A 16,275-nucleotide genomic window follows, 5' to 3' on the forward strand; every position below is an offset into this window, starting at 1 on the left:
GAAATAAATTTAAAAACACCATTATCTGCTTACAGATAATGGTGTTTTTGTATATGTAAAGCTATGATACAAAATAATACAACCTGTACGGTAAGGATTTGGATTACTTTAAGATTTAGGTTAGTTTTAATCCGATTCATTTAATGGAAGAAGTATTACGATTAGAAAATACAGAGCATGTTTATTGCTTATTTATATTGGAAAAACTAAGTACATAAAATAATTATAGAATTAGAAAGGCGTGATTTTATGGCTACTGAAGAAAATCCAAATTACTTAACCCACTCTGTCTCTTTAACTCGTAATCTTTGGTCTGGCATCCTTTTTGGATTAGGTCTAGTCGCCTTTATCGATGAAACTGTTTTTCATCAGCTATTGCATTGGCATCATTTCTATGACAAATCAACAACAAGCGTGGGTTTAGTCACTGATGGCCTTTTTCATGCTTTTAGTTGGTTTGCAACGATTAGTTCGTTATTTATGGTTGCTGACCTGCGCCGTAGAAATATATTTTGGTTTAAAAGATGGCAAGGTGGAATGATGCTTGGGGGTGGTGGATTTCAGTTATATGATGGGACAATCCAGCACAAGATTATGAGACTTCACCAAATTCGTTATGTTGATAATGTCTTTATATACGATTGGATTTGGAACATAATCGCTACGGTAATGCTCATCATTGGCATAACAATCATTTTTAGGACCCAAAAAGAATCAAAACAAATTAAAGGGAAAATCATAAATGAACAGTAATCATATTAATCATGGAAATGGAAACTCCTTGGAGTTTATACTGTTGTTTTTCATTGTAATGATATTGATTATTTATATTCCTGCTGTTGTTTATTCAAATCTTCGTTATAGACAATGGCCGCACTATAGAATTGTCTTCTGGATTTCCGGTGTTTTCTGTGCGGCTACAGCAATCATCGGTCCCTTAGCCAATCGTGGTCATATGGATTTCAATGCGCATATGCTTGGCCACTTACTCCTTGGAATGCTAGCCCCAATTCTGATGGTACTGGCTGCTCCGATGACTCTTGTCTTGCGAATACTAAATGTGAGAACAGCTCGACGTCTTTCAAGTCTACTTAAGAGTTGGCCTGTACGAATTCTTAGAGATCCATTCGTAGCAGCCTTTATCAATTTAAGCAGCTTATGGATTCTTTATACTACGAATTTATACTCTATGATCCATCAAAATATGCTTTTGAACTTGTTTATACACCTTCATATTTTCGTTGGAGGATACCTTTTTACCATGTCGATGATTTATATCGACCCCACTCCACATAAATCTAGTTTTCAGTACCGAGCAATCATGTTAGTAATTGCTTTGGCAAGTCATGATGTCTTATCAAAATACATTTATATTAATCCGCCTACTAATGTACCAACGGAACAGGCTGAAACAGGGGCCATGATTATGTACTATGGTGGGGACGCGATTGATATGATTATCATATTTATTTTGTGCTTGCAATGGTTCAGAGAAAACCGTCCAAGAACAAAAATACATGAATCAGTAAGCTCTTAACATTATACTAATTCTATACAAAAATCCTTTAAAAAATTAATAGGTTTAAAAAAGTGATTCCAAACGTTACAGGAATCACTTCTTTTTTTCTAAAGGTATATACAAAATGAGATTAGAATCCTAAAAATTGGCTTCTTTCAGTGAAAAATCTCTCAATTTAGGATATGGGAAGATCTTGAATTAGTTAACCACATTGATGTTGCTTTTTTGCAACACTCCTTAACTATCCTAAGTTACAAAGTATAAAAACTTTCTAAAGTTTCTCTTTGAAATGATGAATAAATGCGACATGACATTGAATATAGTGATTTATCAATAGGATAATTTTAAAGCATAGTAAGCTGTTGTCCTTTTGCAACATCTAGAGAGGAGGTTCATCATGGTGGAATATGAACTGATAGAAAGTTTTGGTATATATCAAACACATCAAAACTTAAAAGATGTACTGAATGATTTTGTTGGAAATAGTTATCAATATGGCATTGTAATTGACAAGAATCATAAAATTGTAGGTTTCTTTTCAAATCAACTCCTTTTAAAGCTAGTTATTGACATCGGTTTGGAAAATATAGAAAAAGCAAAAGAACTTGGTTCATTCACAGCTTCTTTGAGTAAAAACTTTCAAACTTTAATAGACACACCTAGTTCCAAAGAGTTATTTAAAGACCAGGTAGATTTATACATGGTACAAGTAGATGGTTATGTCAACGGTTTAATCGATTATCCTCGATTTCTTCAATATTTAACCAAGGAATTACAATTTGAAAAACATCATTTTGATACCGTTTTCAACGCAGTACCAAGTGGCGTCATTTCAGTGAATATTGAAGGCAACATTACGATGATGAACCCAGCAGCAGAGAAAATTTCTGGGGTTAAAAGAGACAAAGCTATTGGCCAATTTATTACAGACATGGTGTCACCAAAAGGATTGTTACGTGTTTTGCAAACGGGTATTGGCCATATCGAGAAATATAGGGTTGGTAATAGGTGGTATGTTTCATATCGAGAACCCATTTATGATGGGAAACAGTTAGTTGGGGCTGTAGGCGTTTTTGATGATATATCCAAAATTGAAAAATTGTCTACTGAGCTTGCAACGATACAACAATTAGTAAAAGAAAATAAAACATTACTAGAAAATAGTTTAGATGGTGTAGCGATTGCTGATGGAAAAGGAAGTATACTACAACAAAATAATTTGTTTCATCAAATGCATCTAGCACTCATGGTTAATAAAGAACAACAATTAAAATTTTACCAAACGATAGATGAGGTCATACATTCACAAACACCCTGTCAATACGATGCTTTAATGAATAACAATTTATGTTATCGATTCCGATTTAACCCGATTAAAGAAGAAGAAAAAAATCAATTACAACAAATCTTTGTTCGAATACAAGATATAACCGAGCAAACAAATATGAGTTTCCATTTAACAAACTATCAAAAAATAAGTAAACATTTTCTTCAGTCGAAACGAATTGAGCCATTTATTCATGTTTCTAAGGAAATGAAAGAGGTAGCCTCCAAACTTAAAAAGATAGTAAAAGTGAATGCCCCTGTACTCATTCAAGGCGAAATAGGAACGGGGCGATCTACTATAGCAAATCAAATTGTTATTCAAAGTGATCGAAAAGAAGCCCCATTCATCATAATAGATTGCAAAAGTAAAAGAAAACAGGAATTAGAAAACATTCTATTTAGTCCAATGCTCAATCAACTTTTATCCATTTTGAACGGGGGAACAATTTATTTTAAGAATATTGATTTTTTGCCACTGTCATTGCAGGAACGATTAGCAGATTTATTATCACAACAAGCCATTAACACTCAACAAGGGTTTATCGAAAAGATTCATGATATTCGTATCATTTCATCTATCAGTCAAGAAATTTCGTTTATAGGGGAAGCGCCTTTTAGTGAAAGGCTTTATTACCTCATTAATGCCATGACAATTATAGTACCTACACTGCAAGAACGCCCAGAGGATACTCATGCCATTTTAGGTCACTTGATTGACTTACTCTCAGAAAAATACGATAGAGACATTGTTTTAACAAAAGAGGCTTTACAATTTATTACTAGTAGAAAATGGGTCTATAATTTGGCAGAAATAAAAGAATTACTCGAGCAATGTATTCGGTCTAATTCAACGACAAAGATCGATATTTCACTTTTATCAGATAAAATCCGAAACGCCAAACAAACAACTGATAAGCCAATTGTTGTCAATCAACTGATGCCTTTGAAACTAGCAAAAGAGGTAATGGAAAAAGAACTAATAGAGTTGGTTCGGAAACAAAATATCTCCTATCGCAAAATGGCTAAAATTTTAGAAGTCAATCCATCTACAATTATCAGAAAAGTACAAAAACTAGCGTTGGATAAATAGGAGAAATGCGTGTGTACTCCATAAAACGAAAGAAATTACGAAGGTAATACAGAAATCTAACGGTACATTATCGCATCTGAATTAAGTAGAGAATACAAGGGGGAAATGAAATGATCAATTTTGCATTTACAGATGAACAAGAACAGTTTCGGAAAATGCTTTCTGAATTTGCAAAAGAAGAATTACTTCCAAACTATACAAAATGGGATAAAGAAAAAACAACACCGCGGCATCTTTGGAAAAAGCTTGGGGATTTAGGAGTAAATGGTTTACGGATACCTGAAGAATATGGTGGCAGTGGTGCAGATTGCGTTACAACTGGGATTGCCGCTGAAGAAATCGGTCGAGGCGATTTTAATTTAACTTATGCCGTGATGTTAAATGGTCTGGTAGGGGAAATCATTTCACAACATGCGAACTCAGAGATCAAGCAAGAATGGTTACCACAAATTGCAAGCGGAGATAAAATCGTTGGCATTGCTATCACAGAACCTGCAGCGGGTACAGATGCTGGTGGAATTAAATCAACTGCCGTTAGACACGGTGATACCTATATTCTAAATGGCGAAAAATCAGGAATCAGTGTGGCAACATGTGGTGATGCTTTTTTGATTTTCGCTAAAACAGATCCTGTTCTTGGAAATCGCGGTATTAGTGCATTTCTTGTTCCTTCAAATGTAGAAGGTTTATCAACCAAAGGATACGAAGATATGGGAAATATCCCAATTGGACGAGGTTCGATTTATATGCATGATGTAAAAATACCGGCAACTCACCTGCTTGGTGATGAAAATAAGGGCTTCACACAAGTGATGAATGGCTTTGATTTAAGCCGATTACTAATTGGATTACAGTGTGTAGGTGCTGCCATGCAAAGTATCGATGAAACAATTGAACATGTCAAAATGCGTCATTCTTTTGGTAAACCACTTGCAACAAAACAAGGTGTTGCATTTCCAATTGTGACTCATCATACACAATTGGAACTCATTAAATGGCAAGCTTATCGTGGTTTATGGCTTCGTGATCAAGGTTTAAACCATTCACAAGTTTCATCAACTGTGAAATGGTTGGGACCAAAATATAGTGTTGATGCTATCCATGAATGTCTTTTACTCAATGGACATTACGCTTATACAAAAGAAATGCCTCTAGAACAACGCTTGCGTGATGTAATTGGTTTAGAAATTGGTGATGGTACAGCACAAGCAAATCAAATGGTCATTGCAAAAGATTTATTTGGTAAAGAATATCGTTGTAATTAATAAGGAGGAATAAACATGAGCCAACCAAAAGAAAACGTGTTAAATAACGAAGGATCAACTGGATTAGAAGATATCATTTACGAAAAGAAAAATGGAATCGCTAAAATCACAATTAATCGACCACAAGTTTACAATGCATTTCGTTCGCAAACTGTGAAAGAACTAATTCTTGCACTTCGCGATGCTTGGGATGATAACCGAATTGGAGCAGTTATTTTAACAGGAGCTGGAGAAAAAGCCTTTTGTGTGGGTGGCGATCAAAAGGAAAAAGGTGAAGTCGGTGGATACAATTATAACGGAGGATTAGGCGGAGGCATTGGATTAGAAATTGAAACACTCCATCAGACAATACGTAATATTCCAAAGCCGGTTATCGCTGCGGTCAATGGATTTGCTATTGGTGGTGGACATGTCTTACACGTCATTTGTGATTTAACAATAGCTGCTGATACTGCAAAATTTGGTCAAAGCGGACCCAAAGTTGGAAGCTTTGACGCAGGGTTTGGTTCTGCTTATTTAGCTCGCATTGTGGGAGAAAAGAAAGCGCGAGAAATTTGGTATCTATGTGAACAATATACTGCCCAAGAATGTAAAGAGATGGGCCTTGTAAATAAAGTGGTACCAGCAAGTGAATTGCAACAAGCAGCAGAAGATTGGGCAAATAAGATTTTAGAAAAGAGTCCAACTGCTATTAAAATGCTAAAATATTCATTTAATGCGGATAGTGCTAGTATTCAAGGCATTTCGCAGCTAGCAATGGGAAGTCTAGCCATGTTTTATAATACGGAAGAATCAAATGAAGGAAAAGTTGCATTTCTTGAAAAGCGGGAAGTCAATTTCAAAAAATTCCGCATATAATCGGAGGGGAAAAGATGAAATTCCATACAACATTAAATGATGCACTGATTGAAAAGTATCAACATGTTTGGCCACAAAAAACGATTTTAGATTATTTAAACGATTCGATTAAAAAATACCCAAACAAGTTAGCAATTATCGATAAGAAGAGTCGATATACGTATGCTGAACTTGGCAAAATGGTCGATCGTGTGGCACTTGGTTTAGTAGAACTTGGAATTCAAAAAGGCGATGTTGTTTCCCTTCAGTTACCAAACTGGAATGAATTTATCATTCTACATTATGCGATTACAAGAATAGGAGCTATTACAAACCCTCTTATTCCTATTTATCGAGAACGTGAAATTTCATATATGGTTGGGGTAGTAGAATCCAAGATGATCATTATTCCTGATGAGTTCCGCAACTTCGATTATACAAAAATGATTTCTGAATTACGTTCAGAGTGGCCGTTGTTAGAGCATGTTTTAGTTATAGGTGAGAATGTTCCAGAAACAATGCAATCTATTCGAGATTTATTTGACATACCGTGGGAAGAAATCAGAGATATAGCATTACTTGATGAAATACCCTTACATCCAAATGATGTGACGGAAATCATTTTTACTTCAGGAACTACCGGTAAACCAAAAGGTGTGATGCATACACATAACACCTTATGTATTTCAACGGACTACTGGGTTGATAGATTACAACTTACTAGTGAAGATGTAATGTTCATGGCATCTACTTTTGCCCATCAAACTGGCTTTGGTTATGGCGTTCGTCTTCCAACGCATCATGGAGGAACTGCGGTTTATCAAGATGTTTGGAATGTAGAAGAATTTTTACAACTAATTGAGAAAGAGAAAATCACCTATACAGCAGGTGCTACGCCATTTTTACAAGATACCGTTCAATCTCCAGATCTTAGCAAATATAATATTGAAACATTTCGGGCATTTGTTGCATTAGGTGCACCAATACCACGGGTTCTGGTAAAAGAAGCGGCAAAAGTCATCCAATTCAACATTCTAGCAGGTTGGGGTCAAACGGAAAATGGATTGGTTACACTAACCAAATTACAGGATTCAGAAGAAAAACTAACAGGAACTGATGGAGTTCCATTCCCACATATGGAAGTAAAAGTTGTCGATTCTGAATTCAATGAAGTGCCCCCTAATGTAGAAGGAAATCTGTTATGTAAAGGTCCAGCATTGTTTGTTGGCTATTATAAGCAAATTGAAGTCACCTATTCAGAATACCAGGAAGAATGGTTTATTACTGGGGATCGCGCGATAAAGGATGAGGATGGGTATATCCGAATCACAGGAAGAAACAAAGACATTATTGTTCGTGGCGGGGAAAACATACCTGTCGCTTATATTGAAAATGTCCTATACGAACACCCTGATATTTTTGCTGCACAAATTGTAGCTATTCCAGATTCACGGTTACAAGAAAGAGCTTGTGCATGTATTTGTCTAAAGCCTGGGGCAGCAGCATTTACATTTGAAGGTATGCAACAGTTCTTAGAGGAAAAAGGTGTAGCAAAACAATATTGGCCAGAACGGTTAGAACTTTTTGAAGAATTCCCTCGAACTCCGAGTGGTAAAATACAAAAATTTAAATTAAGAGAAATCGTTGGAGGTTGATTCAAATGACAAAAAAAGTAGCATTTGTAACAGGGGCTGGACGTGGGATTGGTCGAGAAATTGCTTTAAAGTTGTCACAAAAAGGACATCAAATTATTGTAACAGATGTGAATGTAGATAATGCGCATGTAACGGTAGCAATGATTGAAGATGCTGGTGGCGAAGCAATAGCAATCTACTGCGATGTGACAAAATTAGAAAGTGTACAAGAAGCCGTACAATTAGCGGTCTTAAAAAATGGCAAAATTGATATTTTAGTCAATAACGCAGGTTGGGATAAGATTGAACCATTTTTGAAAAGTGAACCTTCCACTTGGGAACTGATCTTAAATATTAATTTAATGGGACAAATTCATACTTGTAAAACCATCCTACCTCATATGATTGAAAATGGATATGGAAAAGTGATTAATATTGCGTCTGATTCTGGCCGTGTTGGTTCAAGTGGTGAGGCGGTTTATTCTGCTGCTAAAGGCGGTGTCATTGCCTTTACAAAAACACTTGCAAGAGAAATGGCTAGACATAAAATTAACGTCAACAGTATTGCGCCAGGACCAGCAGATACACCGTTATTTAAAGAAATAGGCGAATATAACGAAGGAATTGCATCAGCGCTTGTTAAAGCTATTCCATTTAGACGATTAGCAAAACCATCAGATATTGCAAATGCTGTTGCATTTCTATCTTCAGATGAAGCAGAATATATCACAGGCCAAACATTATCTGTAAATGGTGGATTGGCAATGGTGTAATCAACTAGCGGTAAAGTATAGGATAAAAGTGAAACATAGCCTAAAATGGTTTAATTCAAAGTAAGAGCATTTCTTTGTAAAGAGAAATGCTTTTTTATTTTTGTAGGAATTTCGAATAACAACAATAACATAATAAAAAACAACATAAGTTTATTGTAAAACAATAAATAAGATGATAAAATCATGTTGTCATTAAATATAAGTGAGGTGTTTTAAATGAATGTTAAACGAGATTCAACCACTTTCTTAAAGGTAATTATTTTTCTGGCTGGAATTGCAGTGCTTGCATTGTGCATTTTTTTGGTGCCTAAGATTGGAGATTTTGCTGGTGAAATGTATCCAGATATCGCTTATATGAAATCTCTTGTTTTAATCGATATGTACGCAGCAGCGATCCCTTTTTACTTGGCTCTGTATCAGGTTTGTAAACTTTTAAGCTATATTGATAAGAACCAAGCGTTCTCGGAATTATCGGTAAAGGCTCTAAAGAATATAAAATACTGTGCCATTACGATCAGTATCCTGTACCTGCTAGGTATGCCACTTTACTATCTTATGGCGGAAAAAGTTGACCCGCCAAGTTTCATGCCAATGGGATTGTTCATTATTTTCACTTCTATGGTGATTGCCGTTTTTGCTGCTGTTCTGCAAAGACTTTTACAAGAAGCTATAAATATAAAATCAGAAAATGATTTAACAATCTGAGGTGAATATCATGGCAATTATCGTCAATGTGGATGTGATGTTGGCAAAAAGGAAAATGAGCGTAACAGAACTTTCGGAGAGCGTTGGAATTACTATGGCGAATCTTTCAATTTTAAAAAATGGAAAAGCAAAAGCAGTTCGTTTTTCAACATTAGAAGCGATATGTAAGGCTTTGGATTGTCAGCCGGGTGATATTTTGGAGTACAAATGTGATGAAGACACTAAATAAAAACAGACACTATGACTTTCTTCAACCCAATCTTCAACCCACTATGAAAGGATAGTGATAAAGCTATTCTTTCTCTACGTTTAATAGAATTGCATTATATTAGTGACAAAAATGGGATGTGATTTTAAATATTTGCATATCAAAAGGGAGCATAAACTGTTTTTCAATTTGTTTAATTATTTTTGCAGGATTTCCACCAACCACTTCATGGTCGGTATATCTTTTGTTACAACCGCTCCAACCGCAAAAACTACATTATTTCCTATATGAACTCAAAGTAAAATCATTGCTCTTCCGCTAATCCACACGGTATTACCAATGTTTACGGGAATTCGGCGCCAGGATTCTTTCTTTAGATTTCAATGGATGAGTCGCAGTATAAATGTGAAATCCTGGTGCAATAAAGCAGTTATTACCTATTCAAATCATAAAAAAATACACAATCAAATTAGTAGAAATTCTCCTACATGGTTATTGTTGCCGTAATCACAGCAAAAATCGGTTCAACATTTAATATTCTCCAGCGGGACCAAAAAGTTCCTTTAAAATTTTCGTACGTTTTTTATGATTTTCGAGTGAATCATTAAATAATTTAGTTAACCGTCTAGCATTCAATCTTTCACTATGTAATTCGGGGTCTGCTGCATTAGAGCATTCACCATTAAACATCATTGCTTTTTCTATTTAATCTATCCGATTAAATTATAATCATGTCACTCCTTAATAATCTGTATCCATTTTTGATAAATTATTGGTACATAACACAAGCCTTTTCAGTTATTAAGCATAACATATACATAAATCTGACAATCCATATGAATAGTTCTAATCATGATTTACGCTTGTTTTTCAGATTGGAATGTTAAATATCCCGATTTTCACTATATTTACTTACACAATCTGATTCACATTAGTGGAAAATAGCAAAATAGATTACGCAATAGGGGGTGGGGAAATGGACCATTATATCTTTTTACTTCGAAATTTATTTATGACATTTTTTAAAGATGCGATATGGGTTGCAGGCTTTTTCTTCTTATTCCTTAAAACTTTTGGTAATCCAGAGCTAAATAAAATTTGTAAGTACTTAGCAATTGTAATACTCGTAATTTTATTCTTGTATTCGATGTTAGTTAACTTGTGACTTTTCATTGTGAAAAAGCGTATGTGGTATTTTCCACATACGCTTTTTACCTTTCATAAAATCAACAAAATTCAACGATTATTTAAAACTAGGACGTCGTTTTTCAATAACTGATGTAACTCCTTCGTGGTAATCTGGTAATTCAGTTATAATACCCATAGCAGAAGATATATAATCAAGTGACGATCTTAAATTCATAGACTGACTTTGATAGACTGCACGTTTCATAAATTGAATTGTTGCAGCCGGTCCACTTGCTAATTTTTCTGCGTAGGCTAACGTATGCTCTTCAAGTTCGTGATCAGGGACTACAAACGTCACGAGTCCTTTTTCTTTTGCCTCCACTGCAGTTAATACACGTCCTGTCCAAAGCATATCTAGTGCTTGATCTATTCCAACAAGTTTTGGTAAGTAATAGGCACCACCATCACCTGGGACTATACCTACATTGACATAGCTTTCTGAGAGTTTTGTTGATTCCGCTACAATGCGGATATCACACATTAAAGCCATATCAAGACCAGCGCCGAAAGCAAATCCGTGAACTTGTGCAATAACTGGTTTATCAATTTCCTCCAGTAATAACGGAATACGTTGAACTCTTTTCCAAAGTGAATTTTTTCTGGCTAGGGCAGTGGAAGTCACATCTTCATCGCTTTCAAAAAAACCTCTTCCAGCACCCATTGCTTTAATATCGCCACCAGCACAGAAGCATTTTCCATTTCCTTTAACAATCAGCACACGAATCGAATCAGAATCTCTGACAGTTTCTAGTGCATGAATCCATTCTTGGATCATTTCTTCACTAAAAGCATTCATACTTTTTGGACGGTTTAAGGTAATAGTTGCAATCGGTCCATTTGATTCAAATAATAAATCTGCCACGTTAATTGCCTCCTTAAAAAGTTTGATATACATTCTGCGAATTCGTTAAATAAGTCCAGATATCCGTCGATTCCGTTTTTAGAAGTTGATTTGCAATTTCCTTTTTCCAATAATTCACTGAGTTACCTTCATCTCGCCATGCCCATAATCGACGCGTGTATTGATGGAGGCTGTGTTCGTGTGTAACACCAATTGCCGCGTGAACTTGATGTGCAGAAGCAGCCACACTCTTAGCCGCTTCGTCAATTCGAATTCGTGTATATCCTACTTCACTATAACCGTCATTTGCCATCAATTGTGCGATCATATTTTCAATTGCTGTTGTTGTAATGACAGCTTCACCAGCAAGGATTGCAATATGTTGCTGTACTAATTGGAAACGATGAATTGGACGACCAAATTGTTCACGTTCTTTTGTGTACTTCACTGTTAAATCATTTGCTTTTTCGATTGCTCCAGCTATTAAGGCGTTTTTGGCAGCTGTATCGAGCACAATCAATTTACTTAGCTGATCTATTGTCAACGCAGTAGCCTGAATAATTTTCGCATTATCAAGTACGACCGTATCTCTTGGCTCTGCTGCTAAATTAGTTTGTGGAGTAATTTCTGCTTCTCTAAGTGATATGTGAATGAGCTGATTATGAGCGAATAATACTAATTCATCGACATGTCGAGCCCATGGGATATTGGTAAGCGTCCCGCTAATGGTAGTTCCGCTTTGAGTGACTTCTTGTTTTTCAATACTGTATGTTACTTTGTTGTGAGAAATTGATAATCCAACTTGTTCTAAAATATAGTTTGCCATTGTTGCTTCTACAAAAGGTAGTGGAGCGGCATATTTGCCAACTAGTGGGTAAATGCTCAGTAAATCATCTATATCGCCACCTGCTCCTCCAGCTAATTCTGAGCTCGTCACATGAAGTAAACCATTTTCTTCTAAGATACTCCAAACATCTTCTGCCCATTTTCCTTCTTCAAGCAAATCGACAACTTCTTTTGAAATTTGTTTTTTGAAGATTTTTTCAACTACTTCAACAATCATTTCTTTCATTTCACTCATTGTGCAACAACCCCCTTCGCAACAATGCCATATAGAATTTCTGATGTCCCTCCACGAATTGTAAATCCTGGGGAATGTAAAATCGATTCGGCAAGTAAGCGATCCAATTTTCTTTCAGCATCAAGCTTCGGATAGGTATCGATAAGTAAGCGTGCAATTTCAGGAATGCTTTGTTCAAATTTCGTACCGATACTTTTCACAAGTGCTGCAGGAATTGCTACTTCGCCGCCTTCTTCCAATACTTTTGCAACGCCAATTGACATATTACGTAAACTCCATAATTGTGAGACTAATTTAGATGCTTCTTGTAAACCAATTAGATTTTGTTGCTTTTTAAGTTCTTCTATTAGCTCCGTTAATAGGGGGAGTGTGCTCAAAATTCTTTCAGGGCCGCTTCTTTCATAGGCTAGTTCAGCTAACCCTTGCTTCCAACCTTGTCCTTCTTCACCAACTAAACGATTATCAGGAACAAATACATTATCGAAAAACACTTCGTTAAAATGGCGTTTTCCTGTCAAATACTTGATTGGTGTAACCGTTACACCTTCAGCATGTAAATCAATGATTAATTGACTTAATCCTTTGTGCTTATTCACACCATCAAAAGGCTCTGTACGAATCAGAGTAATCATATAATGTGCATCATGCGCATTACTTGTCCACGTTTTCGAACCATTGACAATCCATCCACCATCTACCTTTTTCGCATGTGTACTAACAGAGGCTAAATCTGAACCACTATTCGGTTCACTTAAACCAATCGCGAAATAGCATTCACCTTTAATAATTTTTGGCAAAAAATATTCGCGTTGCTCTTCGGTGCCAAAACGAAGTAACAGTGGACCTGATTGACGATCCGCAATCCAATGTGCCGCAACAGGAGCACCCGCTGCTAAAAATTCTTCGGTTAAAATATAGCGATCGATGGCGCTACGCTCAGCACCTCCATATTTTTCCGGCCAAGTTAAACCAATCCACCCTTGTTCGCCAATAAGCTTTGAAAATTCTGGATCAACACCACTTAACCATGAATCACATTTTGTTTGAAATGTTCCTTTTTCCAATTCCTTTTGTAAAAAAGATCTGACAGTTAGTCGAAATTGATGCTGTTCTTCTGTAAAATGAACCGTTGGTAATTTCATATAATTGCCTCCTTTTGTTTACAATGTATGAATTTTGAAAATATAACATGATAGATTTAATGATATATTCGGCTTTAATAAGGGAATCTCCTCGTTTTTTGTGACTAAATAATAGGATAAAGAACAAATATTTTTAAATAATATTATTATGTAAACTAAAGGAGTAAGGATTTGCTATCAGCGATCTAGTCATATAAAACTATTTTTAAATAATCAATGAATAGATTTAGGATATGTTGACATATTAACAAAGTAAAAATTTTAGCACAATAAGGTGGTATAATATCGTGGCAAAAGTATTATATATTACAGCTAACCCCAATGATGAAACACAGTCTTTTAGTATGGCAGCTGGAAAAGCATTCATTGAAACTTACAAAGAAGTAAATCCAAATGATGAAATCGTGCATATTGATTTATATCAAGAAAATATCCCGCATATTGATAGAGATGTTTTTAGTGGATGGGGAAAACTTCAATCTGGTAAAGCATTTGAAGAGCTTTCAGCAGAAGAAAAAGCAAAAGTGGGACGTCTTAATGAGCTGAGTGATCAGTTTGTATCAGGAGATAAATTTGTATTTGTCACACCTATGTGGAATTTCTCATTTCCTCCAGTAATGAAATCATATATTGATTCCATTGCTGTTGCGGGTAAAACATTTAAATATACTGCTCAAGGTTCAGTAGGACTATTAACAAATAAGAAAGCCCTTCATATCCAAGCTCGTGGAGGTATTTATTCTGAAGGCCCCGCTGCTGATTTAGAGATGGGGCATCGCCATTTAAGCGCCATCATGAATTTCTTTGGCATCCCTTCTTTTGAAGGATTATTTATTGAGGGACAAGCTCAGATGCCTGACAAAGCTCAAGAAATTAAAGAAAAAGGAATTGCGCGCGCAAAGGACTTAGCACATACTTTTTAATTAATCGTGTGTAACTGACCTAATAATGCTTAACTATCCTTTTCATCAATTGAGCACTATCCTTTAAAACTCACCATGAGCTTCAGGATACTTGCACGCTAAATCCATTTTCTATCGTACTTATTTAAATGTATATTAAAAGAGGTATAGCCTGTAAAAAAGCGCTATACCTCTTATTTTTATTTTGTATTTTGGATTGTCACCACTAGTTAAAAATACAGTTGTCCAACATTTAGATTTTCTAGTTGATCCCATTTAATCCAAGCTAGTGAAAGCTCTTTGCCAATTTGGATATAGAAAGTAGATTCTTGTTGTGTATAATCACTCTCAGTACGGTTATAGATTTTGAGAATTTCTTCAAAATCTTGATCACCTTTTAAATGAGCAGTATAGATTTCTTTGTATGCGATTAGTTCTGGTTCTTTACTTAGAGCGTCTTCATCAAAATCAGCAATCGCATGTGCTAAATGTCTTAATGTATTTGTGTCATAGTAAATGATAAATGCGCCCTTCACTGGTAAGTCTTTTGTTAAAACTTCTGGTAGTTGATCGTACATTTTTTGAGTTTCATCATTTAACCCAAAATGTTCTAACTTCGCAATTTCAATATGTAAAGCAGATAAGTATGCAGAAACAGCAAGCTTTTGTTCTCCCATTAGATACGCAACTTTTCCAACGCCTCTAAAAAGATTACTGTTTGAGGGTTCCTCTTTGATTGCAGCTGTAAACATATTTAGAGATTGGTCGTATTGACCTGAATTTCTTAATTCAATAGCATGTTCAACCATTTTTTCAACATTTGACATTATTCTCAACCTTTCAAAGTAGATAGTCCTATTATATATGATTTTGTAAGAATAGGGGGAATCCAACGAACAGAACATTTGTTCGTTGATGTTAAAAAGGGCGTTTTTAATAATTTTATAATATTTTTATCAATAATTATCAAATTTAAATCAAAAATAGGCGATTGTTGTTTCTTTAAAGATGCTTGATTTTTAATGAAAGAACGTTTGTTCCGTTTAATCATCATTAGTTTTGACTAATCCTTTCAAAAAAATAGTGATATAATCCCTCGCTTCATCATTTAGATGAAAAGGTTCTCCGAAAGAAAGCCAATCGTAGAGAGTACCTCTCATGCATCTTGAAATGTACATGCTCGACTTAGTTACATCAATTTTAGAAGAAAGCTCTCCATTTTCAACTGCTTCTTCTAGAAACAAATTTAAAATTTTGTATAAGCTTCTTTCTGTATTTGCAAAATAGTTTGCTTCATGTTTTATCAAACCATTCATATAAACACTTCTCATCAAATCTTCGCCAAGTTCATGTTTTAAAAACGTCATTTGGGCATCAAAGAGAGCCATAATTTTTTCTTCGAATGGTAAATAGGATGGTAAAGTTTGTACAAAGTCTTCATAGAAGGAATCGATTTCTTTGAATTTTTCTAAAAAAATGTCGTATTTAGAAGAAAAATGCCCATAAAATGCGCCTTTTGAACTTTTACTTATACGAACAATTTCATCGACACTTACGTTATTAAATCCCTTTTTTTCAAACAATTTTAATGCTGTTTGATAAATCCTCGCTTTTGTTTCCTCAGCTTGTTGTTCTCTTGTTTTCTTCTCCATTTTCACACCTACTTTTGTTTTATTGTTAGAGAATGTATTTTGTAGTTTTTAGAATTTACAAAATAATCTGAAATTTATATTGAAATTAAAATAGAATTATATTATCTTTTAG

General features: G+C 35.1%; 15 protein-coding genes and 1 pseudogene. 10 read left to right on the forward strand and 6 right to left on the reverse strand.

Annotated features, from left to right (window positions below; all coding sequences use genetic code 11):
* The first annotated feature begins 249 nt into the window (after positions 1 to 249).
* The 9 genes from ACWV26_RS09520 to ACWV26_RS09560 all read left to right on the forward strand — a co-directional run bounded on the left by ACWV26_RS09520 (position 250) and on the right by ACWV26_RS09560 (position 9,378).
* A complete protein-coding gene (locus ACWV26_RS09520; RefSeq protein ID WP_455898102.1) occupies positions 250 to 753 on the forward strand; it encodes a DUF2243 domain-containing protein in 504 nt (167 codons plus the stop codon).
* Positions 743 to 1,537, forward strand: coding sequence for a cytochrome c oxidase assembly protein (locus ACWV26_RS09525; RefSeq protein WP_455898103.1), 795 nt, complete (start codon positions 743 to 745; stop codon positions 1,535 to 1,537). Before ACWV26_RS09520 ends, ACWV26_RS09525 begins: the two co-directional genes overlap by 11 nt.
* Before the next feature lie 379 nt (positions 1,538 to 1,916).
* The gene (locus tag ACWV26_RS09530; RefSeq protein ID WP_455898104.1) at positions 1,917 to 3,935 is read left to right on the forward strand and encodes a sigma 54-interacting transcriptional regulator; all 2,019 of its coding nucleotides are present in this window, start codon (positions 1,917 to 1,919) and stop codon (positions 3,933 to 3,935) included.
* 110 nt (positions 3,936 to 4,045) lie between these two features.
* Positions 4,046 to 5,200, forward strand: a complete 1,155-nt coding sequence (locus tag ACWV26_RS09535; protein WP_455898105.1) for an acyl-CoA dehydrogenase family protein — start codon at positions 4,046 to 4,048, stop codon at positions 5,198 to 5,200.
* Positions 5,201 to 5,215: 15 nt separating this feature from the next.
* The gene (gene menB / locus ACWV26_RS09540) at positions 5,216 to 6,058 is read left to right on the forward strand and encodes a 1,4-dihydroxy-2-naphthoyl-CoA synthase (protein ID WP_455898106.1); all 843 of its coding nucleotides are present in this window, start codon (positions 5,216 to 5,218) and stop codon (positions 6,056 to 6,058) included.
* A 14-nt stretch (positions 6,059 to 6,072) separates the two neighbouring features.
* Positions 6,073 to 7,692: an AMP-binding protein gene (locus ACWV26_RS09545; RefSeq protein ID WP_455898107.1), complete on the forward strand. Its 1,620-nt coding sequence runs from the start codon at positions 6,073 to 6,075 to the stop codon at positions 7,690 to 7,692.
* Between the two features lie 5 nt (positions 7,693 to 7,697).
* Positions 7,698 to 8,444: an SDR family NAD(P)-dependent oxidoreductase gene (locus ACWV26_RS09550; protein WP_455898108.1), complete on the forward strand. Its 747-nt coding sequence runs from the start codon at positions 7,698 to 7,700 to the stop codon at positions 8,442 to 8,444.
* 216 nt (positions 8,445 to 8,660) lie between these two features.
* On the forward strand, positions 8,661 to 9,149 hold the full coding sequence (locus ACWV26_RS09555) for a DUF2975 domain-containing protein (protein ID WP_455898109.1): 489 nt from the start codon (positions 8,661 to 8,663) through the stop codon (positions 9,147 to 9,149).
* 10 nt (positions 9,150 to 9,159) lie between these two features.
* Positions 9,160 to 9,378 (forward strand): helix-turn-helix domain-containing protein, encoded by a 219-nt coding sequence (locus tag ACWV26_RS09560; protein ID WP_455898110.1) that lies wholly within the window; start codon positions 9,160 to 9,162, stop codon positions 9,376 to 9,378.
* Between the two features lie 99 nt (positions 9,379 to 9,477).
* Here the strand turns inward: ACWV26_RS09560 and ACWV26_RS09565 are convergent.
* The 4 genes and pseudogenes from ACWV26_RS09565 to ACWV26_RS09580 all read right to left on the reverse strand — a co-directional run bounded on the left by ACWV26_RS09565 (position 9,478) and on the right by ACWV26_RS09580 (position 13,609).
* Positions 9,478 to 10,050: pseudogene (locus tag ACWV26_RS09565) on the reverse strand (maltose acetyltransferase domain-containing protein).
* 550 nt (positions 10,051 to 10,600) lie between these two features.
* Complete coding sequence (locus tag ACWV26_RS09570; RefSeq protein ID WP_455898111.1) at positions 10,601 to 11,407, reverse strand: enoyl-CoA hydratase/isomerase family protein; 807 nt, start codon at positions 11,405 to 11,407, stop codon at positions 10,601 to 10,603.
* A 13-nt stretch (positions 11,408 to 11,420) separates the two neighbouring features.
* The gene (locus ACWV26_RS09575) at positions 11,421 to 12,467 is read right to left on the reverse strand and encodes an acyl-CoA dehydrogenase family protein (RefSeq protein ID WP_455898112.1); all 1,047 of its coding nucleotides are present in this window, start codon (positions 12,465 to 12,467) and stop codon (positions 11,421 to 11,423) included.
* A complete protein-coding gene (locus ACWV26_RS09580) occupies positions 12,464 to 13,609 on the reverse strand; it encodes an acyl-CoA dehydrogenase family protein (protein ID WP_455898113.1) in 1,146 nt (381 codons plus the stop codon). The genes ACWV26_RS09575 and ACWV26_RS09580 overlap by 4 nt, the downstream gene beginning before the upstream one ends.
* 287 nt (positions 13,610 to 13,896) lie before the next feature.
* Here ACWV26_RS09580 and ACWV26_RS09585 point away from each other — a divergent pair, with 287 nt between their 5' ends.
* Positions 13,897 to 14,532 carry an FMN-dependent NADH-azoreductase gene (locus tag ACWV26_RS09585; protein ID WP_455898114.1) on the forward strand — a complete coding sequence of 212 codons (636 nt, stop codon included), beginning with the start codon at positions 13,897 to 13,899 and terminating at the stop codon, positions 14,530 to 14,532.
* Positions 14,533 to 14,741: 209 nt separating this feature from the next.
* Here ACWV26_RS09585 and ACWV26_RS09590 read toward each other — a convergent pair whose 3' ends face one another.
* Together ACWV26_RS09590 and ACWV26_RS09595 are read right to left on the reverse strand one after the other, a co-directional pair.
* Positions 14,742 to 15,338, reverse strand: coding sequence for a tetratricopeptide repeat protein (locus ACWV26_RS09590; protein WP_455898115.1), 597 nt, complete (start codon positions 15,336 to 15,338; stop codon positions 14,742 to 14,744).
* Between the two features lie 216 nt (positions 15,339 to 15,554).
* Complete coding sequence (locus ACWV26_RS09595; RefSeq protein WP_455898116.1) at positions 15,555 to 16,163, reverse strand: TetR/AcrR family transcriptional regulator; 609 nt, start codon at positions 16,161 to 16,163, stop codon at positions 15,555 to 15,557.
* Positions 16,164 to 16,275: the final 112 nt, after the last annotated feature.

This window comes from Rummeliibacillus sp. JY-2-4R, assembly GCF_053847205.1.

Bases quoted from the DNA above. Each gene is read 5' to 3' on its own strand.
- ACWV26_RS09575 (WP_455898112.1), bottom strand. From the start codon at position 12,467: ATGAGTGAAATGAAAGAAATGATTGTTGAAGTAGTTGAAAAAATCTTC.
- ACWV26_RS09550 (WP_455898108.1), top strand. From the start codon at position 7,698: ATGACAAAAAAAGTAGCATTTGTAACAGGGGCTGGACGTGGGATTGGT.
- ACWV26_RS09595 (WP_455898116.1), bottom strand. From the start codon at position 16,163: ATGGAGAAGAAAACAAGAGAACAACAAGCTGAGGAAACAAAAGCGAGG.
- ACWV26_RS09530 (WP_455898104.1), top strand. From the start codon at position 1,917: ATGGTGGAATATGAACTGATAGAAAGTTTTGGTATATATCAAACACAT.
- ACWV26_RS09520 (WP_455898102.1), top strand. From the start codon at position 250: ATGGCTACTGAAGAAAATCCAAATTACTTAACCCACTCTGTCTCTTTA.
- ACWV26_RS09560 (WP_455898110.1), top strand. From the start codon at position 9,160: ATGGCAATTATCGTCAATGTGGATGTGATGTTGGCAAAAAGGAAAATG.
- ACWV26_RS09580 (WP_455898113.1), bottom strand. From the start codon at position 13,609: ATGAAATTACCAACGGTTCATTTTACAGAAGAACAGCATCAATTTCGA.
- ACWV26_RS09525 (WP_455898103.1), top strand. From the start codon at position 743: ATGAACAGTAATCATATTAATCATGGAAATGGAAACTCCTTGGAGTTT.
- ACWV26_RS09535 (WP_455898105.1), top strand. From the start codon at position 4,046: ATGATCAATTTTGCATTTACAGATGAACAAGAACAGTTTCGGAAAATG.
- ACWV26_RS09590 (WP_455898115.1), bottom strand. From the start codon at position 15,338: ATGTCAAATGTTGAAAAAATGGTTGAACATGCTATTGAATTAAGAAAT.
- ACWV26_RS09555 (WP_455898109.1), top strand. From the start codon at position 8,661: ATGAATGTTAAACGAGATTCAACCACTTTCTTAAAGGTAATTATTTTT.
- ACWV26_RS09545 (WP_455898107.1), top strand. From the start codon at position 6,073: ATGAAATTCCATACAACATTAAATGATGCACTGATTGAAAAGTATCAA.
- menB (WP_455898106.1), top strand. From the start codon at position 5,216: ATGAGCCAACCAAAAGAAAACGTGTTAAATAACGAAGGATCAACTGGA.